This window comes from Pseudomonas sp. TH06, from assembly GCF_016651305.1.
Taxonomy (GTDB): Bacteria; Pseudomonadota; Gammaproteobacteria; order Pseudomonadales; family Pseudomonadaceae; genus Aquipseudomonas.
Genome location: NZ_JAEKEC010000001.1, coordinates 1444320 through 1466996 on the forward strand (window position 1 = coordinate 1444320; position 22677 = coordinate 1466996).

Sequence of the window (22677 nt, forward strand, 5' to 3'; positions counted from 1 at the left end):
GTATTCCTTTGAACGAGTGTTAAACCGAAAAAGGTCCGGGCTTCAAACCGCGAAGCCAGGACCCGAAACGGTGAGTCTTGGGGTTATAGAGTGCTGAACACCGGGAAAGTCCCCAACAGCAGTGCAGCAATCAGGATGCAGATACAAACCAGAATCGCCCATTTCAGGGTGAAACGCTGGTGGTCACCGAAATCGATGCCGGCCAGGGCCACCAACAGATAGGTCGATGGCACCAATGGGCTCAGCAAGTGGACGGGCTGACCGACGATCGAGGCACGGGCCATTTCCACTGCGGTGATTCCGTAGTGGCTGGCAGCCTCGGCCAATACCGGCAACACGCCATAGTAAAAAGCGTCGTTGGACATGAAGAAGGTGAACGGCATGCTCACCAGCGCCGTGATCACCGCCAGGTACGGGCCGAGGAAATCCGGGATCACCGCCAACAGGCTTTTCGACATCGCATCAACCATGCCGGTGCCGCTCAGGATACCGGTGAAGATACCCGCCGCAAAGATCAGCCCGACCACCGCCAGCACGCTGCCGGCGTGGGCCGCAACGCGATCCTTCTGCATTTGCAGGCAAGGGTAGTTGACGATCATCGCGATACTGAACGCGACCATGAACAGCACCGGCAGCGGCAGCAGGCCGGCGATCAGCGTGCACATCAGACCGAAAGTCAGGGCGCCGTTGAACCAGATCAGTTTCGGACGACGGGCATCCGGGAATTGCGAGACGCTGATTTCGCTGTGATCGATCTCGTCGCCCGCCAGGTGCAGTTCACCCAGACGCGCACGCTCACGCTTACCGTAGAAGTAGGCAATCAGCAGGATCGCCACGACACCAGCGGCCATCGCCGGAATCATCGGCACGAAAATGTCCGATGGATCGACATGCAAGGCACTCGCCGCACGCGCGGTCGGGCCGCCCCATGGGGTCATGTTCATCACGCCACCGGCCAGAATGATCAGGCCGGCCATGATTCGCGGGCTCATGCCGATGCGGCTGTACAGCGGCAGCATCGCGGCCACACAGATCATGTAAGTGGTCGCGCCGTCACCATCGAGGGAAACGACGAGCGCCAGTACGGCGGTACCGACCGAAACCTTCAGCGGGTCACCCTTGACCAGTTTGAGGATCTTGCGCACGGCCGGGTCGAACAGGCCGGAGTCGATCATCAAGGCAAAGTAGAGAATGGCGAACATCAGCATCACGCCGGTCGGCGCGAGCTTGGTAATACCTTCGAGCATCATCGGGCCGATCTTCGGCGCGAAACCGCCGAACAGGGCGAAGATGATCGGAATGATGATCAGAGCGATCAGCGCGGACAGGCGCTTGGTCATGATCAGGAACATGAACGTGATGACCATGGCGAAGCCAAGGAAAGTCAGCATGGGAATACTCCAGGCGTAGCGCGGCTAGGGGATGAGCAGATCGGGGGGATCAGCGCAGAACGGCAAGCACGAGGCGTACGGGCGGAGTTTTAGCGAGGAGGCGGGCTACAGAGGACATCAGAATCACCATTGTTGTTGTTAATTGGGCCAGGCGCGCGAGCAATCACACGCGTTGGCCAACCGGTCTGTTGCCGGGAGTGAGGCGATCCTAAAGGGGGAAGCTTTCAGCCAGCTTTCGCTGATGAAAGCTTGGAATGAACGGTCAACCGATCATCGGATGCGAACCAGGTCAATGAACACGGGGAGGAGGGCTTTGAGAATGAGCGAATTGCACAGCGGTGGCTGCCATTGCGGACACATTCGTTATCAGTTCAGCGGTGCGCTGCACGACATCGCGCACTGCCATTGTTCGATCTGCCGCAAGGTCAGCGGCGGCATCGTGACAACGTGGATCACCGTGCCGGCGGCGAATTTCCAATGGCTGAATGACACGCCGTCGCGTTATGACTCGTCGAGCAGTTGCGCACGGTTTTTCTGCCCGAACTGTGGCGCGCAACTGGCGCTGGTGACGTTGCTCAGTCCCGCGAGCATCGATGTGACCATCGCCACCCTGGACCACCCTGAACAGGCCCCGGCTGAACGACACATCTGGACCGACAGCCAATTGCCTTGGCTGCATCTGGATGAGCACTTGCCGGGCGAACCTGAAGAAACATTGTAGAGTTACGAAAGTCTGATCAAAAAATAGACAGATCCAGCGGCCGAATCGCACCCATCCAGATCGCATGCTCGGTGTGATCGAGCAAATCATCACCAGTGTCCGGATGCAGAAACACCACCAGACCTTTGCGATTGAGCGCCAGCCACGGCAACACCTCGCCGATCAGCTCCGGGCCGAAAGCCAATTGGCAGCTCCAGTCCGGGTGCGGGCCGACCGGGCGCTCATGGACGCGGCCCATCTTCAACGGAAACAACTGTGCAGCCTGTTCACACAAGGCCCGCGCCTGTTCAATGGTGCCGGCATCGAAATAGACGTGGGCGTGATAGCCCTTGATCGCTTGCATCTGTAAGCCTCGAAAATCGGTTCGAACCCTCGGCGTTGCCCATGTGTCACACGCCTTACAAGGGATAACGAAAGGGCTCAGCCATGAAAAATGCCGAAACCCCGGCGGTAAAAGTGGTGCTCTATGGTGCCATGAGTAGCCTGGGCAGCGCGTTGATGGCTGAACTGCTGCGCCGACAGCACGAAGTGATCGCGATACTGGATGATTTGAATGTGCTCGCACCGCGTCCGGGCCTGCGCACCAAAAGCGGCGATCTGTTCGACTCCGAGCGGGTCAATCAGAGCGTGGCCGGCAGTTCAGCGGTGATCTGTCTGCTTGATGCGCCGGGCCTGCCATTCAGTAGTGATCATGTCGAACGATCCGTGTTGCTCGGGCCCGTGGAGCAGGTATTGGCCGTCGATTCATTGGTCGATGGTCTGCAGGCAGCCAACATCTCGCGGTTGTTTGTCGTCGGCGACTTTGCCGTGCTCGACGAACCGGATCTGGAAGACCGCCTGCAACGCCACGCCGCCGAGGAAGTTCGCGAGGCCCTGCAAAGCAGCCCGCTCCACTGGACGCTGGTCAACGCGCCGCGTGGCGTTGCGGGTTTGACGATTGAACATTTCAGTCAGGTCGGCAGCACGCTCGAACCGGGACTGGCCGAACCGCTGGAGCGCTTGAATCGCGTGGCTGTGGGCATTGCTGATGAGCTGCGGCTGAATCTTCATGTCGGTGAACATGTGAACTTCGTCGCCGCCAACCCCCTGTAGTTGTCGCAGGCTGCGATCTTCTGGTTTTCAGACCGCAATCGAAGGCAGCGCCAGCCCTGCCAACGATTCAGCACTGCTCGCCTGTTCCGCCATCAACCAATCGACAAACTGCTCAATCAACGCCCCACGCCGTTTGCGCTGGGGCAACACCACGTAATAGCCCAACCGCGACAAAGTGGTTTCGGCAATCGGTCGACACAACAAACCTTGGGCCAATAAGTTATCCACAAGGTGCCGCCAGCCGATCGCCACGCCCTGGCCGCCAATCGCCGCTTGAATCAACAGCGTGTAATTGTCGAAACGTAACTGCCCCGGGGCCGGCGGGGTAGTGATGCCGAGTTCCCGGAACAATCCGCTCCAGTCGAACCAATTGCTGCTGTTCTCACCGCGCAGGTGCAGCAACGGAAACTCCAGCAAGGCCTGAGCGGGCAGGGGCGCTGAGCGATTTTTGAGCAGTAGCGGGCTGCACACCGGAAACACTTCTTCGCTGAACAACCAATGACTTTCGCCCTGCTTGAAACGCCCGTCACCAAAAAGGATTGCCACGTCGATGTCGGTGCGCAGCATGTTGTGGTTGCGTTCGCTGGTGACCAGGCTGACATCAACGTGAGGGTTGGCTTCGTGGAAGCGGTGCAGTCGTGGCATCAACCAATACGCGGCGAAGGCGAAATCGGTGGCGACTTGCAGGACTTCATGTTGCTGCTGTGCGCTGATTGCGCTCAATCCTGCGTCGATATTCTGCAAACCAAGGACAACTTGCTTGAACAGGATCGTACCGACCTCCGTCAGCTCAATGCCGCGGTAGATGCGATCAAACAGGCGTGTCCCGAGCTGCTCCTCCAGCCGTTTGATCTGCTGACTGATCGCCGGTTGCGTGGTGCCCAGCTCTACCGCCGCAGCGGTGAAGCTGCGTTGCCGCGCGGCGGCCTCGAAGGCGCGAAGCAGGTCCAGCGACAGATCACCAAGGGCTTCATACATAAGCTGTGCTTATCCTAGTCATTGTCCAGAGCGGGCTTTACCGGATACAGCATGGGCTCCATGCTCGATCGCAGCAATGTCGCATAAATATTCACTATGGAATGCCGCGATCACATGAAGCGCAAGAATATTTTTTTCATCATGGCCGATCAGATGGCCGCGCCAATGTTGCCGCTCTATGGCCCTTCGCCGATCAAACTGCCCAATCTTTCCCGCCTAGCCGCCCAAGGCGTGGTGTTCGACGCCGCTTACTGCAACAGCCCGTTGTGCGCGCCGTCGCGTTTTACTCTGGTCAGTGGCCAGTTGCCGAGCAAGATCGGCGCCTACGACAACGCTGCCGATTTCCCCGCCGACATTCCAACCTACGCCCATTACCTGCGGCGCCTCGGCTACCGCACCGCACTGGCGGGCAAGATGCATTTCTGCGGCCCGGACCAATTGCATGGCTATGAAGAACGTCTGACCAGCGATATCTACCCGGCCGACTACGGCTGGGCGGTGAACTGGGATGAGCCCGATGTGCGGCCGAGTTGGTATCACAACATGTCTTCGGTACTGCAGGCCGGGCCATGCGTGCGCACCAACCAGCTCGACTTCGATGAAGAGGTGGTGTTCAAGGCGCAGCAATATCTGTTCGATCACATCCGCGAGGACGGCGATCAGCCGTTCTGCCTGACCGTGTCGATGACGCACCCACACGACCCGTACACGATTCCCAAGGCTTTCTGGGATTTGTACGACGATGCCGATATCCCGCTTCCGACGACACCGGATCAACATGAACTCGATCCACACTCGCAACGTTTGCTTAAGGTCTACGACCTGTGGGACAAGCCACTGCCTGTGGATAAGATCCGTGACGCGCGACGTGCTTACTTCGGAGCGTGCAGCTATATCGATGCCAACGTCGGCAAACTCCTGCAAACCCTCGAAGAAACCGGACTGATCGACAACACCATCATCGTGTTCTCCGGCGACCACGGCGACATGCTCGGCGAGAAAGGTCTCTGGTACAAAATGCACTGGTTTGAAATGGCGGCCCGCGTGCCCCTGTTGATAAGTGCACCGGGGCAATTCAATGCGAACAGAGTCAGCGCGGCTGTGTCCACCGCCGACCTGTTGCCAACTTTCGTCGAACTGGCCGGCGGCACGCTGGAACCGGGCCTGCCGCTGGATGGCCGTTCGCTGGTGCCGCATCTGCAAGGGCAGGGCGGCCATGATGAAGTCTTCGGTGAGTACATGGCCGAGGGCACGATCAGCCCGTTGATGATGATCCGTCGTGGCGCTTTCAAATTTATCTACAGTGAAAGCGACCCTTGCTTGCTCTTTGATGTAGGCAATGATCCGCGAGAACTGGAAGAACTCAGCCAATCGCCACAACATCGCCAACTATTCGCCGATTTTCTCGCCGAAGCGCAAGCCAAGTGGGATATTCCGGCGATCCACCGCGATGTGTTGGCCAGCCAGCGCCGTCGTCGCTTTGTCGCCGATGCGTTGACCATCGGCAAGCTGAAGAGCTGGGATCACCAGCCGCTGGTGGACGCCAGTCAGCAGTACATGCGCAACCACATCGACCTCGATGATCTGGAACGCAAGGCCCGTTATCCACAACCCTGCCAAAACCAATAATGTTAAGGGGAAGTCCATGCGCAAGTTATCCACAGCACTGACGGTCAGCCTATTGGCGCTGGGCAGCGGATCGGTATTCGCCGAGCAAAGCTGCGAGACGGTGAAAATGGCCGATCCCGGCTGGAGCGACATCGCCGCGACCAATGCCATTACCGGGTTTCTGCTGGACGGCATGGGCTACAAGGCCAAGGTCGACACCCTCGCGGTGCCGATCACCTTTGGCGGCTTGAAGGACGGCCAGGTCGATGTGTTCCTCGGCAACTGGATGCCGGCGCAGCAGGGTTTCTACGACAAGTTCGTCGCCACCGGTGACGTCACGCAACTGGCGAAAAACCTCGACGGCACCGAGTTCACCCTGGCGGTGCCGGACTACGTATGGGACGCGGGTGTGCATAACTTTGCCGACCTGAACAAATACGCCGACAAGTTCGAGCGCAAGATCTACGGCATCGGCTCCGGCGCACCGGCGAACATCTCGTTGCAGGAAATCATCAAGAAGAACGACTTCGACATGGGTCAGTGGAAACTGATCGAGTCCAGCGAACAGGCGATGCTCGCCGAGGTATCGCGGGCGGTGAAGAAGCAGAAATTCGTCACCTTCCTCGGCTGGACGCCGCACCCGATGAACGTGCAGCTGAAAATGCATTACCTGAAGGGTGGCGAGAAATACTTCGGTGATACCGGCAGCGTGTTTACCCTGACGCGCAAGGGTTACGCCGAGGCTTGCCCGAACGTGGGTAAATTGCTGACCAATCTTTCGTTCACTCAGGAGATGGAGAACAGCATCATGGCCGAGGTGGTGAACAAGAAGGTCAGCAATGCTGATGCGGCGAAGGCGTGGATCAAGGCGAATCCGGCGGTGCTGGACAAGTGGCTGGATGGGGTGAAGACGGCTGATGGCAAGGATGCGTTGCCAGCCGTGAAAGCCAAACTGTAACGGTATCCAACAGTTGACCCACTTCCTGTGGCGAGGGGATTTATCCCCGTTGGGCTGCGAAGCGGCCCCAAATCCAGTATTCACGGTGTATCAGGTAAACCGAATGCCATGGTTTTGCGACTGCTGCGCAGCCGAACGGGGATAAATCCTCTCGCCACAATGATTGCTGAGTCCTGATAGGCTTGTTGAAAACCCCCACCGCGAGGACCCATGGCCTTCCCCAGCCGCCGCTCACTGCTGCCCTTCCTTACCTGGCTCCCGCGGCAAACCCGCGCCAGCGTCGGTCGGGATCTGATCGTCGGCCTCAGCGGTGCGATTCTCGCGTTACCCCAGTCGATTGCCTACGCCCTGATCGCCGGTCTCCCACCGGAATACGGCCTCTACGCCGCGATCATCCCGGTGCTGATCGCCTGTCTGTGGGGTTCATCGTGGCACCTGATCTGCGGCCCGACGGCGGCGATTTCGATTGTGCTGTATGCCAGCGTCAGTCCGCTGGCCGTGCCAGCCTCCCAGGACTACATCACCCTGATTCTGCTGCTGACCTTTCTTGCCGGGATTTTCCAGTGGTTGCTCGGTTTGTTGCGCTTTGGCGCACTGGTGAATTTTGTCTCGCATTCGGTGGTGCTCGGTTTCACCCTTGGCGCGGCAGTGGTGATTGCCATTGGGCAGTTGCCGAATCTGCTCGGGCTGGAGCTGCCAGCGAAAGCCACAGCGCTGGCCAGCCTGATGGATCTGCTGCAACATCTCAGGGCTGTGGATAAACCTTCGTTGCTGCTCGGCATCGCTACCGTGGTGGTGGGCGTGGTGTTGAAACAATTGCTGCCGCGCTGGCCGACGCTGTTGATCACTCTAGTGTTGGCCAGTTTGCTGGTGTGGCTGTGGCCGGCGATGTTCGGTCACGTGCATCTGGTCAGCGCTTTTGTCGGCCGCTTGCCGCCCTTCAGCGGGTTGCCGCTGGATCTGGACTTGATCCTGCGTCTGCTGCCGAGCGCCGTGGCGGTGGGCATGCTCGGGCTGGTCACCAGCCTGTCGATTGCCCGTTCGATTGCCGCGCGCTCGCAGCAGTTGCTCGATGCCAATCAGGAAGTTCGCGCGCAGGGTTTATCGAATATTGTCGGGGCGTTCTTTTCCGGATCGCTGTCGGCCGGATCATTCACCCGCTCGGGATTAAGTTATGAGACCGGTGCCTGCTCGCCGCTGGCCGGAGTGTTTTCGGCAATCTGGGTCGCGCTGTTCGCGATTTTCGGCGCCGGGCTGATCGCGCACATTCCGATCCCGGCCATGGCCGGCAGCATTCTGCTGATTGCCTGGGGGCTGGTGGATCATCGTGGCATTCGTGCATTGCTGCGGGTCAGCCGTGCAGAGTTCGTGGTGATGGGCCTGACCTGCCTCGCCACGTTGCTGCTGGAATTGCAGACGGCGATTTATGCCGGGGTGCTGGCGTCACTGTTCTTCTACCTCAAGCGCACCTCGCAACCCCGGGTGCAACATTGGCGTGACGGCGAGGACGATGTGTTGCGCGTCGGCGGCTCAATCTTTTTCGGCGCCAGCCATTATCTGCAAGTACGCCTGCAACGCATGCACGGTGCGCGGGTGGTGATCGAGGCGCAGCAGATCAACTTTATCGACTATTCGGGCGTGGAAATGCTGCACCAGGAGGCGCGGCGCTTGCTGAGCCAGGATCGCAGCCTGACCTTGCGCGGGGCGCGGCCGCAGGTGGTGGAGGAGTTGAGGAAGCTTGAAGGGACGGAGAAATGTCCGATCCGGTTTGAGGATTGATTCAACAAACACCGCATCCCCCTGTAGGAGTGAGCCTGCTCGCGATAGCGGAGTATCAGTTGAAGCATTTGCATCTGACACTCCGCTATCGCGAGCAGGCTCACTCCTACAAGGGTTATAGCGCTAGTTGGCGGCGTAGCTCGGCCAGGACCGGCGCAGTGTCCGGACGCACACCGCGCCACAGATAAAACGCCTCGGCGGCTTGCTCAGCCAACATCCCCAAGCCATCCATCGACACCGCCGCACCATGCTCACTGGCCCAGCGACAGAACGCGGTCGGTTCCTTGCTGTACATCATGTCGTAGCACAGGGTCTTGCCCGGCTCGATCAGGCTCGGTGAAATCGGCGGCACCTCGCCAGTGAGGCTGGCGGACGTGGCGTTGATGATCACGTCCACCGGCTCCTGCAACCAGTCGAAACCGCTGGCCGACACCGGCCCCAGATCGCAGAACAGTTCCGCCAGCAGCTCGGCTTTATCCACCGTGCGATTGGCGATGATCACCGACGCCGGTTTCTCCGCGAGCAACGGTTCCAGCGCCCCACGCACCGCGCCGCCCGCGCCGAGCAGCAGAATACGTTTGCCGGTCAGGCTGAACCCGGCGTTTACCGTCAAATCACGCACCAGTCCGGCGCCGTCGGTGTTGTCGCCGAGCAGCGTACCGTCAGCGAGTTGGCTCAAGGTGTTCACCGCGCCGGCGCGTTGCGCCCGCGCCGTCAGGCTGTTGGCCAGACGATAGGCGTCTTCCTTGAACGGCACGGTGACGTTGGCACCGCGACCTTCCTGGAAAAACGCCGTGGCGCAACCGACGAAGTCGTCGAGTGGCGCCAGCAAGGTGCTGTAGTCGAGGTGCTGGCCGGTCTGCTCGGCGAACAGCTTGTGAATCATCGGCGACTTGCTGTGGCCAATCGGGTTACCGAAAACAACGTAACGATCCATCAGATGTCCTCAGGCCTGGGCCAGCCAGTCGCGGTCTTGCAGGTAGTACTCGGTCAGGCGCGCCTCTTCACTGCCAGGCTCGGCCTTCCAGTCATAGCCCCAACGCACTTGCGGCGGCAGCGACATGAGGATCGACTCGGTGCGCCCGCCCGATTGCAGACCGAACAGCGTACCCCGGTCGTAAACCAGGTTGAACTCGACGTAACGGCCACGACGGAATTCCTGGAACTCGCGCTGCTGGGCGCTGAACGGATCATTCTTGCGCCGCTGCACGATCGGCAGATATGCGTCGATGTAGGCATCACCGATGGCACGCATGAACGCGAAACTGGTGTCGAACTCCCACTCGTTCAGGTCATCGAAGAACAGCCCGCCGATGCCGCGCGGTTCGTGGCGATGCTTGATGTGAAAGTAGGTGTCGCACCACGCCTTGTAGCGCGGATACACGTCTGGGCCGAACGGCGCGCAGGCCTGCTCGGCGACTCGGTGCCAGTGGATGCAGTCTTCTTCATTGCCGTAATACGGGGTCAGGTCGAAGCCGCCGCCAAACCACCAGACCGGCTCTTCACCTTCCTTCTCGGCGATGAAAAAGCGCACGTTGGCGTGGGACGTTGGCACATGCGGATTGTGCGGGTGAATCACCAGCGACACACCGAGGGCTTCGAAGCCGCGACCAGCCAGTTCCGGGCGATGAGCACTGGCCGACGGCGGCAGGCCGCTGCCGAAGACGTGGGAAAAGTTGACGCCGCCCTTTTCGATCAGCGTGCCGTTCTCGATCACGCGGGTGCGACCGCCACCGCCGGCCGGCCGGGCCCAGGCGTCTTCGACGAAGCGCGTGCCGCCGTCCTCGTTTTCGAGTGCGGTGCAGATGCGGTCTTGCAGGTCGAGCAGATAGGCCTTTACGGCGTCGGTGCGGGTCGTCATGGCTTCACCTTGAATCGGGCATCACTACGCGGCGCCCCGCAGGCGGGGGTCGACGCAAATGGGCGCGTAGCATACCACCGCAAACCGGCGCGCCGCAGTTGACGAAGATCAAGCATGGGAGTTGGATAGGGGGCTTACGAAAGACCCAAGGAGAGCAGGCAGATGGCAAAGCGTATCCAGTTCCGCGCCCACGGCGGCCCCGAAGTGCTCGAATATGTTGACTACGAACCCGCCGCACCCGGCCCCAACCAAGTGCGCGTGGCCAACAAGGCCATCGGCCTGAATTTCATCGACACCTATTTCCGCAGCGGCCTGTACGCGCCGCCAGCCTTGCCGTCCGGTCTGGGCGCAGAAGGCGCAGGGGTTGTCGATGAGGTTGGCAGCGAGGTCACCCGGTTCAAGGTTGGTGATCGCGTGGCGTACGGCAGTGGCCCGCTGGGCGCCTACAGCGAGTTGCACGTTTTGCCTGAAGCCAACCTGGTGAAGCTGCCGGACGCAATCAGTTTTGAAACCGCCGCCGGGGTGATGCTCAAGGGCCTCACCGTGCAATACCTGCTGCGCCAGACCTATGAACTCAAGGGTGGCGAAACCATTCTGTTCCACGCCGCGGCCGGGGGCGTCGGCTCGCTGGCCTGCCAATGGGCCAGGGCGTTGGGCGTGAAGTTGATCGGCACCGTAAGCTCGAAAGAAAAAGCCGACCTGGCCAAGGCCAACGGTGCCTGGGCAACCATCGACTACAGTCACGAAAATGTGGCTGAACGCGTGCTGGAGCTGACCGACGGCAAGAAAGTCCCCGTGGTCTACGATGGCGTCGGCAAGGACACCTGGCTGACTTCGCTCGACAGCGTGTCGCCGCGAGGCCTGGTCGTCAGCTTCGGTAATGCCTCCGGTGCAGTGGACGGTGTGAATCTGGGCATCCTCTCGGCGAAGGGCTCGCTCTACGTGACTCGTCCGACCCTGGCGACCTACGCCAACAACGCCGAAAACCTGCAGCGCATGGCCGATGAGCTGTTCGAAATGATCATCAGCGGCAAGCTCAAGGTTGATATCAGCCAGCGTTATCCACTGGCTGAAGCAGCAAAGGCGCAGACCGAGTTGTCGGCCCGACGCACCACCGGCTCGACCATTCTGCTGCCGTGACACGACGTTACCCCGGTGAGTCCGGGGTAACGCCCAGCTCGATAAAAAACGGCGTCTTGCCGGCAAAGGTTGTTTCGAAGCTACTGCGGTCAAGACGCTGTACCCGCAATCCCAATACTCCGGGCAATCTGAGCAGAGCGCTGGCTTGCGCTTCGCTTCGCAGCGCCTGTTCGAGGGCGACTTCTACACCGGCTGGCAGTTTGTCCTGAGCAATGACCAGTCGCATGCGGACACCGTTGACCTGCCGATTGATCTGTACCTGAACGTCGGTAGTGTCTAGGTCAGGCAACGCCTGGGCGAGTACGCTCATGACCTGCCGTTGCGTGACGATCGCGCCGCCCAGTTTTATCGTTGTTTCGACCCGCCCCTCGAGTTGCAGCACGGGCAGCGCACTGCCACAGGCGCAATTCGTCGCATTACGCAGCACTCGGCCACGATCACCAATCCGATATCGCAACAGCGGCACATGGTCGGGCAGCAACGGCGTCAACAGAAACTCACCGCTTGCACCTTCGGCCACCGCTTGCAGCGTCTGTGGATCAACCACCTCAAGCAGCATCGCGTCGGCGTGCAGATGATACAAACCGTGTTCAAGATGAGCACACTGAAAACCGATGGGCCCGGTCTCCGTGGAGCTGTAGCCCAGCGACCGCAGATTTATCGCGGGCCAGTCCCGCCCCAGTTGATCGCGCAGCGGCTGCCTGCACGGCTCCCCGATGTAGTAGAGCCATCGCAGACTCGTCAATTGCTCTGCATCGATATCGTCATGGTTGAACAGAGCAGCCGCGAAGGACGGGGTGCACATCAACGCATCGGCCGCTTGCGACTGAATCAGCTCGGCGATCCGCTGAACCCCCATCAACGAACCGGCAGGCAACAGGCGCGCACCGATGTGCTGGACGATGGACGCGGCGTACTGAAAAGCGCCCTGCATCTCGCCGGCAGTCAGGCAGTTGATGACCACCCCGGGGCGTTCATCCGCCACGCCAAACATCCTCGCGCCCAACGGCACAATGCTCGCGTTGAATGCCCAGGAATGGGTGATGTGTTTACGGTTGCCCGTGCTCCCTCCCGACGTCAGGGTCAGCCCGCCACCCGGCGCACGGTGCGAGGCCTCGCCAAGCTCGGAGAACAGCACACCGCCATGCTCGTCCTCCACGGCTTGAATCGGCAATCGATGCAGATCCTCCAGGCTCTGCACATGCAGGATCTGTGGACACAATGCGCAGAACCACGGCAGTGACCGCGCGTGAGTCAGTTTGCGGGCAAAGGCCTGGTTCGCGTCGTCATTCATCACCAGCCCCTTGCTGACGAATGCCCAGTTCGGCAAAACCGCCCGTGACGGCATTGGCCAGACTCTGCAACTGCGCCTGGCTGTGATTCGCGCTGATGGCCAGGCGCAGCATTGCTTCGCCTTTGGCGACCACCGGAAACAACGCGGTGGTGACGGCGATGGCCTGTCGCCGCAGGTACAGCGCCAGGCTGATCGCATCGCGCTCGGCACCGACGCGGACAAAACGGATCGGTGAGGCGACGTCATGATTGCCAAGAACCGGCCCGAGCAATCCGTCGATCAAGGCAGTATTTCGCCACAGCGCCGCCTGTAACTCACCGATCTCCGGTGAAAGATGGATTTTCCCGGAGGCGACTGCCGCGCCGACCCCGCCCATCGACAGTGGCCCGCCGAAGGTATAGGTCGACGCATGACGCCGTATCATCTCGGCATCGCCCGCCGTGAGCACGGTGATCGCCCCTCCGGTCGCACCAAACGCCTTGGACAATGAGGACAAAAGGATCAAGCGGTTGCGCAGTCGCTCATCAGCAGCGACGAGCGCATATCCTCCCCCGGCAGCCCCATGTATCGAAGTGCCGTGGGCATCATCCGCATACAGATAGCCTTCAAAGCGCTCCGCCAGCTGTAACAGTCGATTGATCGGGTACAGGCCGCGCATCGAGCCAATGCTGTCGGTCAGGATGATCGGTGTATGGCCAGCCGCGACTGCCGTGGAGCATGCCTGTTCAACTTGCTCCACGACGCTGCAATCACAACGCTGGACGGGGCCGAACTGCCACAGAATCCCTTGCAGCACTTGCATCGAGGCATGAGCCGCGCGGTCGACGATCCAGCTCGGGCCGCGACGCAATGGATAGGACGGCAATTCGCCTGACCCCAGTAGCGGCAGGCAGCCGAGATGCGCACTGCCCACCGAGTTGAAGGTGACCGTGTGCCCCTGAAATATCTGGTTCAACAGCTCATCCAGTTCACGCATTGGCGGCAGCAGCGCCCGGGTTCGCGCGGCAGCGAATTGCACGCCGAATGATTCGACAGCCTCCACCGCGCCTTGAACCAGACGTGGGTCGTATTCCAGCCCCAGATAGGAGCATGAGAGAAACTCGGTCAGTCGCTCGCCGCTGCTCAATTCAATATGCTTGCCCTCGCGCCTTGCCAGTTTCAAACCATTTAGCCCGGCGTCGAATAACTGCTGCTGATCATCGCGCGCCTGACGGACACGGTGTTTCACCCAATTGACGGTCGGTTGCTGAGTATTCATCGGGATGCCTGCAAAGGAGATGTCCGGCGATAGACCTGCACACGCCAGAGTTGGGTTTTTTCTCGTGCGATCGCGGCCTGGTACTCGGCGGTGGTATCGCAGAAACCTGCACAATCGGGTCGGACAACATGCAAATGGCCACGGATGACCGTCAGCGCCGCCTCGGCAAGCGACGGGCGCAGGCGCTGCAAAACGCTGGCGCCAGTGGCCTTGGGCATGAAGGAGGGCACGTCCGAGAGCGAGACGAAATCGATGTCCGTGTGGCTGGCGGCACACTCGAGAATGTCAGCCTGCACCACCCTTAATTCGCACTGCTGAAGAGCTTCTCGGGCCTTGTCGAAAATCTTCGGCTCGCACTCCAGTGGGAAGCCCTGCGGGTCGCGCAGCTCACCGAAAAACAGCATTTGCAGGAAAAAACTCTCACGCACAACTTGCGTGGTGAACAGGGAGTGGAAAATCCCCAGGTACACCTCGCGAGAATTGATCCCCAGGTTGTTGCGGGGAAACGAACCCTTGTACAGTAGCGAGTTGAGCACCGCTGCGTTGCCCAACAACGCAATCAACGCCCGCCAACGCTTCAGAGGAAAACGGCTGCGGTAATAGCTGGTTTGCTCGTCAAGGTCCCTGCACTGAAAAATCTCCCGACCCGCCTTGCCGGTCAACAGTCGGTTGACCTTCGCCAACCGCTGCAAGGTCTGCTCGAAAGCCCCCATGTAGATCGGCGCTTGCCATTGACGGGCCTGGAAAAACTCCGCCAGCCAACGCCGATCAGCCCGCGGTACGTCGAGTTGCTGCAGGATGGATTGGCGTCGTGATACCTGAGTCCCCGCCCGGTACCCCATGAAATCCATGAACGTTTCGTGGTCGGTCTGCTCCAGCAGGGCGAATCGCAACCGCGTAAACGCCAGTTGCGGCGCGCTGATATCGGTGCAGGTCATGCGCGTCGGACTGCGGGCCAACAGCGGCAAAAGCCGTCCGCCACTCCCGGCAACACCTATCACGTGCCTGGCACGCGCCGGCAGGATCGCGTATTCCAGCGCGGTGTCTTCATCCCCCAGTGCGTAGTTCAGTTGCTGGAAGTAGTCAGCCATGCCTGCCTCCCTGCACCCACTGGAGAAATCGCCGTGAAACCCTCATGAGTCGGCCAATGCATGGAGAAAGTCATAACGCGGCGCGAGGTCGTTTTGCCAGGCCTCATATTGCTCATAAACGGCTTCAAGCATGTTGCCGGTCAGGCGCAAGCTGGTTTCCATCACATTGGCAATGGCGTCCCAGTCGCACTGGCGTTTACAAGTGCGCTGCAGGATCAGTTTTATTTCGTTGAAGTGCTCGACATCAATATCGGAGTGGGCAACGAAGAATGTTAATTGAGCCGGTTTCAATGACAGTGTTTCGCTCAACTTATTGATAAGCGGAGTAATGAATTGATAGGCATTTTCCGCCCAATAACTGTATCCCAGACGCTGTAGCGGATTACCAGTGAACGATATCCAATATAGATAAGCAATCAACACCTCAGTTGCTGGAAGTGCCGGGGGTATATCGAAGCTTTCATTCTTCAGGCCAAGACTCAGGACATCATGCAATGCCATTTTTTCATGACCGACTTCCTGTGCCGCGTGTTCAAAACAGAATTTTGCATAGACCGGATTATCGGCATGACGCACACCGACCAGGCCCTGATTTCGCGCATTGTGCGCGGTGTAGTGAAAGGTCTCGATCATGTAGATCGCATATAAAGCCTTGGACACTTTGCCTTCACGTATGGCTTTTACCAAGCGTGAACTGTCGAGTATCTCGGCCCAGGATTTTTCGATTCGCTGATCAAGCAGGATCAACTGTTGTTCAAAACTGAGTGGCGCATTCATCGTGGTGCTCCGGTTGGTCGACGGTGGAGTGATCAGGTTGTTGTACTGCCGCAAGGATCTGCTGCCATTGCGCGGACAGCAGCCAGTAGCCACCGCGAGCGCGTTGCTCGATTTGCAGGGCGTCGGAGGTGATCGGTGTCAGGCCGAATCGTTGGAACAGTCGCCGTTGCGGCGTTCGGCATAGCGCCGTGACGCCTTGATAGCCCTGCTTGATCGCCCACGCTGTGGCGGCTGCCAGCAGGCAGTTGATCGGCACGGGTAGATGATTGCGCGAGTGAGTAATCAAGCGACTGAACTCGACATGGCGCGACAACGCCACGGTGGGAGAAACCTGCCGATGCGCCAGTGACGCCCACTCGAATGGCGCAGGCGTTACCCTCAATACCGCCACCAGATGGTCATGCTGATAAAGCAGGAAGTGCGTGCTGCGTGACGTTATTCCCAGCCGTTTTTCAAGCATCCGGGCTCGGGATGTCAGCATGTAATGTTGCAATCGAAGGCGAAACTGCCGGCCAATAAATCGTTCAAACTCTTGCGTGTCTGAACCCGCTTCAAGAATAACAACGCGGCAATCTTCATGGCGACTGCTCAGGGTTGCCTGAAGTGACTGCAGATAATCCATGAGTTGCAAATCCGTAGTATCCATTCTTTCTCCGCAGACGTTAACTTATCGAAGTTTCCTTGGCGCATTTGAATAATGGATGCTTTTGGAAATATCGCCACTGCGTGACTTCTGATAATTACGTGGGAAAAGTTACTGAAAATGAATACTTACCGATTATTCTTACGCGAACAGCAATGAACAAAAAACAAAGTTGTTGAACTTGGTTAATGACTTGAAGGATAAATCGCAGGCATGTGTAGTACTCCTCGCCATACAAGCCGAGGAGTATTCAATAGATGAAGTTCGAAGTGATGTCAGTCGGGGCGAATGACATTGCCGGAGGCCAGATCACGGATGACGCTGGGGTTCTTGCGACCGCCCAACTCGCCACCGAGGATCAAATCGACCTGTCCGCGAAAATACTGCTCGACCCGCAACCGCGTGCGCGCCGCCGGCCGGCCCTGCGGGTTGGCCGACGTCGAGATCAATGGCCCGACCATCGAGCACAAGTCACGCACCTGCGGGTGATCACTGACCCGCAGCGCCACGGTATCGTGCACCCCGGTGACCCACTCCGGCAGCAGGTTCTGATGCGGCACCAGCCAGGTGTTCGGCCCCGGCCAGGTGCTGGCCATGCGGTCGAGCCACTCTTGCGGGAAGTCTTCGAACAGGAAGTCGAACTGGCGAATGTTGTCGGCGACCAGAATCAGTCCCTTGTCGACCGAGCGATTCTTGATCGCCAGCAGCCGATCCACCGCGTCTTCGTTCCACGGGTCGCAACCCAGCCCCCAGACGGCTTCGGTTGGATAGGCAATCACCGCCCCGGCGCGAATCTCTCGTGCGGCTTGTTGCACACGCCAACTGTTGACCATGAAAAAACTCTCCGCAAACAGGTTTCGCGCAGTTTACCGATCTTCCTTGTAAAACCTAGCTCACCCGCGCAAACCAGCGGCCATTTTCACTCACGGCGCGGCCATCCATTTCCAGCTCGGTGAGGGCCGCCAGGACTTTGGGCAACGCCCAGCCACTGCTGTCGGCCAATGCCTCACTGGTGTGCGGCGCCGCATGAAGCAGAGCAAGCAACGGATGCTCGGGTTTCGGCGTGTCTGCGCAGTGCGGCAGATGCTGCCAGCCACGCAGGGCTTCGAGGATATGTTCGATGGTTTCCACCAGCACCGCACCGTCGCGAATCAATTGATGACAACCGCGCGCGCCGGGGTGATGGATCGAGCCGGGAATAGCGTAAACCTCGCGCCCCTGTTCGGCCGCCAAGCGTGCGGTGATCAACGACCCACTGGCAACACTTGCCTCAACCACCAGCACACCCAGGGACAAACCACTGATGATCCGGTTGCGTCGCGGAAAGTTGCTCGCAGTGGGACCGGCGTCCAGCGGAAACTCCGAAAGCACCGCGCTGCCAGAGGCAATCATCGCGTCAGCCAGCCGCCGATTGCGCTGTGGATAAAACTTTTCCAGACCGGTGCCCAACACACCGACCGTGAGCCCGCCGACATCCAGCGCCGCCTGATGCGCCGCAGCATCAATGCCCAGGGCCAGACCGCTGGTGATGACAAAACCGGCTCCGGCCAAGCTGCGGGAAAACGCTGCAGCGGTGTCCATTCCCGGTCGCGATGCACGGCGGCTGCCCACCATTGCCAGTTGCGGTTTCTCCAGAATCAGCGGATCTCCGGCCACGAACAATAGCGGTGGCGGATCGGCAATCTGCGCCAGCAGCGCCGGATAATCCGCCTGATCCCACATCAATAAATGTTGTCCCGGCCGCTCTAGCCAGCGCATTGCGTGGCTGGCACCGTCGCGCACTTCGGGGCTGCGCCGCGCTTCGGCTGACGCCGCCGGTAAACCGAGCGAGCGCCAGGCGCTCGCCGGCGCGCTGATGGCTTTTGACGCCGAGCCAAAGGCTTCGAGCAATTTGGCAAACCGTTTCGGCCCAATTTCCGGCAGGCGGTGCAGGCGCAGGCGCGCTTCCAGTTCCGCAGGGGAAACCGGCGTACAGACAGACAGCGTCATGGATCATCCTTGATCGTTATAAGTCCCGAACTATTCGGAACAAGCTGTGGATAACTCTGTTGGTAACTTGTGAAGCTTGCTTACGGATTTCGCACCTTGTCGAGCACCGCCAGCGAGCGCGATGCATTGAGAACGAGGCCGTAACTGAGTTTGTCGTAAGTGCGGAACACCATCAGCAATCCTGCCCGTTCGTCGGGGATTTTCAGCGGTTGACCCGTGACCCGGTCGCGCACGGTTTCCCCGGTCTTCATGACCACCAGGACATTGCCCTCGGCAAGACCGTCGCGTTTACCCTTGTTCAGGGTGACCACGTCCATCACGCCGATCTGGGTGACGCCGCGCGGCACGTCGATGATCACACCATTGATATCGCTGGTCGGCGCGCTGGGCATGAACGTCGAATTGATCGAGCGCTCCTCGCCGCTGAACAAGCGGTCGCCGAGGCGCACTTCCTGGGTGGTGCGTTGCAGGGCGAGAGTGGCGACATCGCCTTCGGTAGCGACGATCTCACCGCCGCCGATGTCATCGGCGTTGATCCCGAGAAATTCCCGGGTCTGCGGATCGGTGTAGACCTTGCCCTGGCGGAAGATCCCGTACACCGGCTGATTCGGGTCGAAATGGCCGCGAGCGAAGATCCGGTCGCCGGTGCCGCTGAGCACCCGTTCGGCATCGCCGGCGACGATGTACGGCGCCTTGTCGAAATCCTCGACCTTGTCGACGATACGATTGCTCAGCAGAAAGCTGTTGATCGACTTCAGCGGAATGCTCGGAATCGCCTCGGCCACCGGGCTGGTGCGGATGCGTGGTGACAGCTTGATGGTGCCGCGCGACTCGCCGCGATTGACGGTCAGGCGCGGTTCACCATTGACGTAACTGAGCGTCAGCGTGTCGCCGGGATAGATCAGGTTGGGGTTTTCGATCTGCGGGTTGGCCCGCCACAGTTGTGGCCATTGCCAGGGCTCGCGCAGGTATTTGCCGGAAATGTCCCAGAGCGTGTCCCCCGAAACCACCGTGTATTGCTGTGGAAAACCATCCCTGAGTTGCACTTGCCCTTGCGCAGCGCCAGCCGAAGCCAACAGCAGCAGGGCGAGTAGTGTTTTCCTCATGCAGTGAATCCCTTTATCATGTGCACTCGCGTGAATCGTCAGAGCCCCCGTGGCTCGCTCCTGCAATTGCAGCAGCTACGCTTCACAACGGTAGCCTGCATCTTCGGACCTGCCAGGCCATCGACCCGACTTTACTCAATACGTGCAGCAATCAGCCTATGGCCATTTTAAACATCCTCGAATTTCCGGACCCGCGTCTGCGTACTATCGCCAAGCCTGTGGCTGTAGTGGACGACGAAGTGCGTCAGTTGGTCGATGACATGTTTGAAACAATGTATGAAGCGCCGGGCATCGGCCTCGCCGCGACCCAGGTCAACGTGCACAAACGTATCGTCGTGATGGACCTTTCCGAAGACCGCACCGAACCCCGGGTGTTCATCAACCCCGAGTTCGAATCGCTGACCGAAGAGATGGACCAGTATCAGGAAGGCTGCCTCTCGGTACCGGGCTTCTACGAAAACGTCGACCGCCCGCAGAAAGTCAGGATCAAGGCGCTGGACCGCGACGGCAAGCCCTATGAACTGATCGCCGAAGGCCTGCTCGCAGTGTGCATCCAGCATGAATGCGACCACCTCAACGGCAAATTGTTCGTCGATTACCTGTCCACGCTCAAACGCGACCGGATCAAGAAGAAACTGGAAAAGCTGCATCGCCAGAACGCTTGATGCCCTCCTTCAAAGGCTTGCTGCGGCAAGCCTTTTTCTTTTTATGAGACTCCCTGAATGACTGAGCCACTGCGCATCGTTTTTGCCGGCACCCCGGAATTCGCCGCCGAACACCTCAAGGCCCTGTTGAGCAGCCCTTACGAGATCGTTGCGGTCTACACCCAACCGGATCGTCCGGCCGGTCGCGGGCAAAAACTGATGCCGAGCCCGGTTAAACAACTGGCGCTGGAAAATAATATCCAGGTGTTGCAGCCACCGACGCTGCGCAACACTGACGCGCAGGCTGAACTGGCCGCATTGAAGCCGGACTTGATGGTGGTGGTCGCCTATGGCCTGATCCTGCCGCAAGCGGTGCTGGATATTCCGCGTCTGGGCTGCATCAACAGCCACGCCTCGTTGCTGCCACGCTGGCGCGGTGCGGCGCCGATCCAGCGCGCCGTGGAACACGGTGATGCCGAAAGCGGCGTGACCGTGATGCGCATGGAGGCCGGTCTCGACACCGGGCCGATGCTGCTCAAGGTCGTCACCCCGATCATTGCCGAAGACACGGGCGGTACGCTGCATGATCGTCTCGCCGAAATGGGCCCGCCGGCCGTGGTGCAAGCAATTGCCGGCCTGGCCGCCGGGACGCTGGAAGGCGAAGTGCAGAATGACGAGCTCGCCACTTACGCGCACAAATTGAACAAGGACGAGGCCCGCATCAACTGGAACCGTCCGGCGGTTGAGCTGGAACGCCTTGTCCGCGCTTTCAATCCATGGCCGATCACCCACAGCACCCTCAACGGTGAAGCGTTGAAAGTGCTGGCGGCAACCCTCGCCGACGGCAACGGCGCGCCGGGCACCATCCTCAGCGCCAGCAAGGACGGCCTGATCGTCGCCTGCGGTGAGCAGGCACTGTGCCTGACCCGCCTGCAATTGCCGGGCGGCAAGGCGCTGAACTTCAGCGACCTGTTCAACAGCCGTCGCGAGAAATTCGCCGCGGGCACCGTCCTCGGCGCAGCGGTGGACGCGCAATGAATCCGCGTCTGGCCGCCGCCAAGGCACTCGCCGCCGTCCTCAGCGGCAAAGCCTCGCTGAACAGCTCCCTGCCGACGCAACTGGACAAGGTCGAGGATCGCGATCGCGGCTTCACTCAGGATCTGGCCTTCGGTACTGCACGCTGGCAGCCGCGTCTGTCAGCGCTGGCGGAAAAACTCCTGCAGAAACCGTTCAAAGCCGCCGACGCCGATGTCGAGGCGTTGCTGCTGGTCGGTCTCTACCAATTGCTCTACACCCGCGTGCCGGCCCACGCCGCCATCGGCGAAACCGTCGGTTGCGCCGACAAGCTGAAAAAGCCCTGGGCCAAAGGCCTGCTCAATGCCGTACTGCGTAACGCCCAGCGCGAAAGCGAAGCGATTTTCGCCGAGCTGGAGCGCGACCCGGTGGTACGCACCGCCCACCCGCGCTGGTTGCAAAAATCCCTGAAAACCTTCTGGCCGGAACAGTGGGAAGCCATCTGCGAGGCGAACAACGCGCATCCGCCGATGATCCTGCGGGTCAACCGCCGCCATCACAGCCGCGACGCCTACCTTGGTCTGCTGACTGACGCCGGGATCGCCGCAACGCCGTGCATTTACAGCCGCGACGGCATCATCCTCGAAGCCGCCACCGACGTGCGCAGCCTGCCGGGTTTCGCCGAAGGCTGGATCAGCGTGCAGGACGAAGCCGCGCAACTGGCCGCTGATCTGCTTGATCTGGCACCGGGCCAACGCGTGCTCGACGCCTGCTGCGCCCCCGGCGGCAAGACCTGCCACATCCTTGAAGCCGAACCGGCCTTGGCCGGCGTGGTCGCGGTGGACCTGGAAGCCAAACGTCTGGTTCGGGTGAAAGAAAACCTTGAGCGCCTCGGCCTCAACGCCGAACTGATCGCTGCCGACGGTCGCGATACCGAAAAGTGGTGGGATGGCAAACCGTTCCAGCGCATTCTGCTCGACGCGCCGTGCTCGGCCACCGGCGTGATTCGCCGTCACCCGGACATCAAGCTGACCCGCCAGCCGGACGACATCGTCGCCCTCGCGCAACTGCAAGGCGAGCTGCTCGACGCCATGTGGAAAACCCTCGAAGTGGGCGGCATCCTGCTCTACGCCACCTGCTCGACGCTGCCGACCGAAAACACCGAGGTGATTGCCGCATTCCTTGAGCGCACGCCGGGTGCCCGGGAGCTGGATCTAGCCACGACTGCCGGGATCAAACAGCCCCACGGTCGCCAATTGCTGGCCCAGCAAGGCGGGCATGACGGGTTCTACTACGCCAAGCTGATCAAGATCGCTGCCGCGCGCGGCTAAAC

Annotated in this window: 22 protein-coding genes; 9 read left to right on the forward strand and 13 right to left on the reverse strand. The window is 60.1% G+C overall.

The window, feature by feature from the left end:
- Positions 1 to 83: 83 nt before the first annotated feature.
- Positions 84 to 1391 (reverse strand): CitMHS family transporter, encoded by a 1308-nt coding sequence (locus JFT86_RS06335; protein ID WP_201236161.1) that lies wholly within the window; start codon positions 1389 to 1391, stop codon positions 84 to 86.
- Between the two features lie 319 nt (positions 1392 to 1710).
- Between JFT86_RS06335 and JFT86_RS06340 the strand changes: the two genes are divergently transcribed.
- Positions 1711 to 2112: a GFA family protein gene (locus JFT86_RS06340; protein WP_201236162.1), complete on the forward strand. Its 402-nt coding sequence runs from the start codon at positions 1711 to 1713 to the stop codon at positions 2110 to 2112.
- A gap of 16 nt (positions 2113 to 2128) precedes the next feature.
- On the opposite strand, the gene JFT86_RS06345 is transcribed toward JFT86_RS06340, so the two are convergent.
- Positions 2129 to 2455 (reverse strand): DOPA 4,5-dioxygenase family protein, encoded by a 327-nt coding sequence (locus tag JFT86_RS06345; protein ID WP_201236163.1) that lies wholly within the window; start codon positions 2453 to 2455, stop codon positions 2129 to 2131.
- A gap of 83 nt (positions 2456 to 2538) precedes the next feature.
- Between JFT86_RS06345 and JFT86_RS06350 the strand changes: the two genes are divergently transcribed.
- Positions 2539 to 3204, forward strand: a complete 666-nt coding sequence (locus JFT86_RS06350) for an NAD(P)H-binding protein (RefSeq protein WP_201236164.1) — start codon at positions 2539 to 2541, stop codon at positions 3202 to 3204.
- A gap of 27 nt (positions 3205 to 3231) precedes the next feature.
- Here JFT86_RS06350 and JFT86_RS06355 read toward each other — a convergent pair whose 3' ends face one another.
- Positions 3232 to 4182: a LysR family transcriptional regulator gene (locus JFT86_RS06355; protein WP_201236165.1), complete on the reverse strand. Its 951-nt coding sequence runs from the start codon at positions 4180 to 4182 to the stop codon at positions 3232 to 3234.
- Positions 4183 to 4296: 114 nt separating this feature from the next.
- Between JFT86_RS06355 and betC the strand changes: the two genes are divergently transcribed.
- The 3 genes from betC (at position 4297) to JFT86_RS06370 (ending at position 8527) form a co-directional block, all read left to right on the forward strand.
- Positions 4297 to 5811, forward strand: a complete 1515-nt coding sequence (gene betC, locus JFT86_RS06360; RefSeq protein ID WP_201236166.1) for a choline-sulfatase — start codon at positions 4297 to 4299, stop codon at positions 5809 to 5811.
- A gap of 16 nt (positions 5812 to 5827) precedes the next feature.
- Positions 5828 to 6748: a choline ABC transporter substrate-binding protein gene (choX, locus tag JFT86_RS06365; protein WP_201236167.1), complete on the forward strand. Its 921-nt coding sequence runs from the start codon at positions 5828 to 5830 to the stop codon at positions 6746 to 6748.
- A 210-nt stretch (positions 6749 to 6958) separates the two neighbouring features.
- Positions 6959 to 8527 carry a SulP family inorganic anion transporter gene (locus JFT86_RS06370; RefSeq protein ID WP_201236168.1) on the forward strand — a complete coding sequence of 523 codons (1569 nt, stop codon included), beginning with the start codon at positions 6959 to 6961 and terminating at the stop codon, positions 8525 to 8527.
- Positions 8528 to 8642: 115 nt separating this feature from the next.
- Here the strand turns inward: JFT86_RS06370 and aroE are convergent, their stop codons facing one another.
- Together aroE and hemF are read right to left on the reverse strand one after the other, a co-directional pair.
- Positions 8643 to 9464 (reverse strand): shikimate dehydrogenase, encoded by an 822-nt coding sequence (gene aroE / locus JFT86_RS06375; RefSeq protein ID WP_201236169.1) that lies wholly within the window; start codon positions 9462 to 9464, stop codon positions 8643 to 8645.
- Positions 9465 to 9473: 9 nt separating this feature from the next.
- Complete coding sequence (gene hemF, locus JFT86_RS06380) at positions 9474 to 10388, reverse strand: oxygen-dependent coproporphyrinogen oxidase (protein ID WP_201236170.1); 915 nt, start codon at positions 10386 to 10388, stop codon at positions 9474 to 9476.
- 162 nt (positions 10389 to 10550) lie between these two features.
- Between hemF and JFT86_RS06385 the strand changes: the two genes are divergently transcribed.
- Positions 10551 to 11528, forward strand: a complete 978-nt coding sequence (locus JFT86_RS06385; protein ID WP_201236171.1) for an NADPH:quinone reductase — start codon at positions 10551 to 10553, stop codon at positions 11526 to 11528.
- Positions 11529 to 11535: 7 nt separating this feature from the next.
- Here the strand turns inward: JFT86_RS06385 and JFT86_RS06390 are convergent, their stop codons facing one another.
- From JFT86_RS06390 to JFT86_RS06425, 8 genes are all read right to left on the reverse strand, one after another.
- Entirely contained in the window at positions 11536 to 12822 is a 1287-nt protein-coding gene (locus tag JFT86_RS06390) for an AMP-binding protein (protein WP_242489221.1), read from the reverse strand.
- On the reverse strand, positions 12815 to 14080 hold the full coding sequence (locus JFT86_RS06395; protein WP_201236172.1) for an aminotransferase class I/II-fold pyridoxal phosphate-dependent enzyme: 1266 nt from the start codon (positions 14078 to 14080) through the stop codon (positions 12815 to 12817). Before JFT86_RS06395 ends, JFT86_RS06390 begins: the two co-directional genes overlap by 8 nt.
- A complete protein-coding gene (locus JFT86_RS06400; RefSeq protein ID WP_201236173.1) occupies positions 14077 to 15171 on the reverse strand; it encodes a DUF3419 family protein in 1095 nt (364 codons plus the stop codon). The genes JFT86_RS06395 and JFT86_RS06400 overlap by 4 nt, the downstream gene beginning before the upstream one ends.
- A 42-nt stretch (positions 15172 to 15213) precedes the next feature.
- Positions 15214 to 15948 carry an iron-containing redox enzyme family protein gene (locus tag JFT86_RS06405; protein ID WP_201231820.1) on the reverse strand — a complete coding sequence of 245 codons (735 nt, stop codon included), beginning with the start codon at positions 15946 to 15948 and terminating at the stop codon, positions 15214 to 15216.
- Positions 15926 to 16408, reverse strand: coding sequence for a hypothetical protein (locus JFT86_RS06410; protein ID WP_242489219.1), 483 nt, complete (start codon positions 16406 to 16408; stop codon positions 15926 to 15928). Before JFT86_RS06410 ends, JFT86_RS06405 begins: the two co-directional genes overlap by 23 nt.
- Before the next feature lie 458 nt (positions 16409 to 16866).
- On the reverse strand, positions 16867 to 17424 hold the full coding sequence (locus tag JFT86_RS06415) for an L-threonylcarbamoyladenylate synthase (RefSeq protein ID WP_201236174.1): 558 nt from the start codon (positions 17422 to 17424) through the stop codon (positions 16867 to 16869).
- A gap of 55 nt (positions 17425 to 17479) precedes the next feature.
- Complete coding sequence (gene dprA, locus JFT86_RS06420) at positions 17480 to 18580, reverse strand: DNA-processing protein DprA (protein WP_201236175.1); 1101 nt, start codon at positions 18578 to 18580, stop codon at positions 17480 to 17482.
- A gap of 80 nt (positions 18581 to 18660) precedes the next feature.
- Complete coding sequence (locus JFT86_RS06425; RefSeq protein ID WP_201236176.1) at positions 18661 to 19686, reverse strand: LysM domain-containing protein; 1026 nt, start codon at positions 19684 to 19686, stop codon at positions 18661 to 18663.
- A 158-nt stretch (positions 19687 to 19844) separates the two neighbouring features.
- Between JFT86_RS06425 and def the strand changes: the two genes are divergently transcribed.
- The 3 genes from def to rsmB are packed head-to-tail and all read left to right on the forward strand — an operon-like array spanning position 19845 to position 22675.
- Positions 19845 to 20351, forward strand: a complete 507-nt coding sequence (gene def / locus JFT86_RS06430) for a peptide deformylase (protein ID WP_150603671.1) — start codon at positions 19845 to 19847, stop codon at positions 20349 to 20351.
- A gap of 57 nt (positions 20352 to 20408) precedes the next feature.
- Entirely contained in the window at positions 20409 to 21368 is a 960-nt protein-coding gene (fmt, locus tag JFT86_RS06435; protein WP_201236177.1) for a methionyl-tRNA formyltransferase, read from the forward strand.
- Complete coding sequence (gene rsmB, locus JFT86_RS06440; protein ID WP_201236178.1) at positions 21365 to 22675, forward strand: 16S rRNA (cytosine(967)-C(5))-methyltransferase RsmB; 1311 nt, start codon at positions 21365 to 21367, stop codon at positions 22673 to 22675. Before fmt ends, rsmB begins: the two co-directional genes overlap by 4 nt.
- The last annotated feature ends 2 nt before the right edge of the window (positions 22676 to 22677 follow it).

Coding starts and splice junctions, on each gene's coding strand:
- JFT86_RS06335 (WP_201236161.1), bottom strand. CDS start 1,391: ATGCTGACTTTCCTTGGCTTCGCCATGGTCATCACGTTCATGTTCCTG.
- JFT86_RS06340 (WP_201236162.1), top strand. CDS start 1,711: ATGAGCGAATTGCACAGCGGTGGCTGCCATTGCGGACACATTCGTTAT.
- JFT86_RS06345 (WP_201236163.1), bottom strand. CDS start 2,455: ATGCAAGCGATCAAGGGCTATCACGCCCACGTCTATTTCGATGCCGGC.
- JFT86_RS06350 (WP_201236164.1), top strand. CDS start 2,539: ATGAAAAATGCCGAAACCCCGGCGGTAAAAGTGGTGCTCTATGGTGCC.
- JFT86_RS06355 (WP_201236165.1), bottom strand. CDS start 4,182: ATGTATGAAGCCCTTGGTGATCTGTCGCTGGACCTGCTTCGCGCCTTC.
- betC (WP_201236166.1), top strand. CDS start 4,297: ATGAAGCGCAAGAATATTTTTTTCATCATGGCCGATCAGATGGCCGCG.
- choX (WP_201236167.1), top strand. CDS start 5,828: ATGCGCAAGTTATCCACAGCACTGACGGTCAGCCTATTGGCGCTGGGC.
- JFT86_RS06370 (WP_201236168.1), top strand. CDS start 6,959: ATGGCCTTCCCCAGCCGCCGCTCACTGCTGCCCTTCCTTACCTGGCTC.
- aroE (WP_201236169.1), bottom strand. CDS start 9,464: ATGGATCGTTACGTTGTTTTCGGTAACCCGATTGGCCACAGCAAGTCG.
- hemF (WP_201236170.1), bottom strand. CDS start 10,388: ATGACGACCCGCACCGACGCCGTAAAGGCCTATCTGCTCGACCTGCAA.
- JFT86_RS06385 (WP_201236171.1), top strand. CDS start 10,551: ATGGCAAAGCGTATCCAGTTCCGCGCCCACGGCGGCCCCGAAGTGCTC.
- JFT86_RS06390 (WP_242489221.1), bottom strand. CDS start 12,822: ATGAATGACGACGCGAACCAGGCCTTTGCCCGCAAACTGACTCACGCG.
- JFT86_RS06395 (WP_201236172.1), bottom strand. CDS start 14,080: ATGAATACTCAGCAACCGACCGTCAATTGGGTGAAACACCGTGTCCGT.
- JFT86_RS06400 (WP_201236173.1), bottom strand. CDS start 15,171: ATGGCTGACTACTTCCAGCAACTGAACTACGCACTGGGGGATGAAGAC.
- JFT86_RS06405 (WP_201231820.1), bottom strand. CDS start 15,948: ATGAATGCGCCACTCAGTTTTGAACAACAGTTGATCCTGCTTGATCAG.
- JFT86_RS06410 (WP_242489219.1), bottom strand. CDS start 16,408: ATGCTTGAAAAACGGCTGGGAATAACGTCACGCAGCACGCACTTCCTG.
- JFT86_RS06415 (WP_201236174.1), bottom strand. CDS start 17,424: ATGGTCAACAGTTGGCGTGTGCAACAAGCCGCACGAGAGATTCGCGCC.
- dprA (WP_201236175.1), bottom strand. CDS start 18,580: ATGACGCTGTCTGTCTGTACGCCGGTTTCCCCTGCGGAACTGGAAGCG.
- JFT86_RS06425 (WP_201236176.1), bottom strand. CDS start 19,686: ATGAGGAAAACACTACTCGCCCTGCTGCTGTTGGCTTCGGCTGGCGCT.
- def (WP_150603671.1), top strand. CDS start 19,845: ATGGCCATTTTAAACATCCTCGAATTTCCGGACCCGCGTCTGCGTACT.
- fmt (WP_201236177.1), top strand. CDS start 20,409: ATGACTGAGCCACTGCGCATCGTTTTTGCCGGCACCCCGGAATTCGCC.
- rsmB (WP_201236178.1), top strand. CDS start 21,365: ATGAATCCGCGTCTGGCCGCCGCCAAGGCACTCGCCGCCGTCCTCAGC.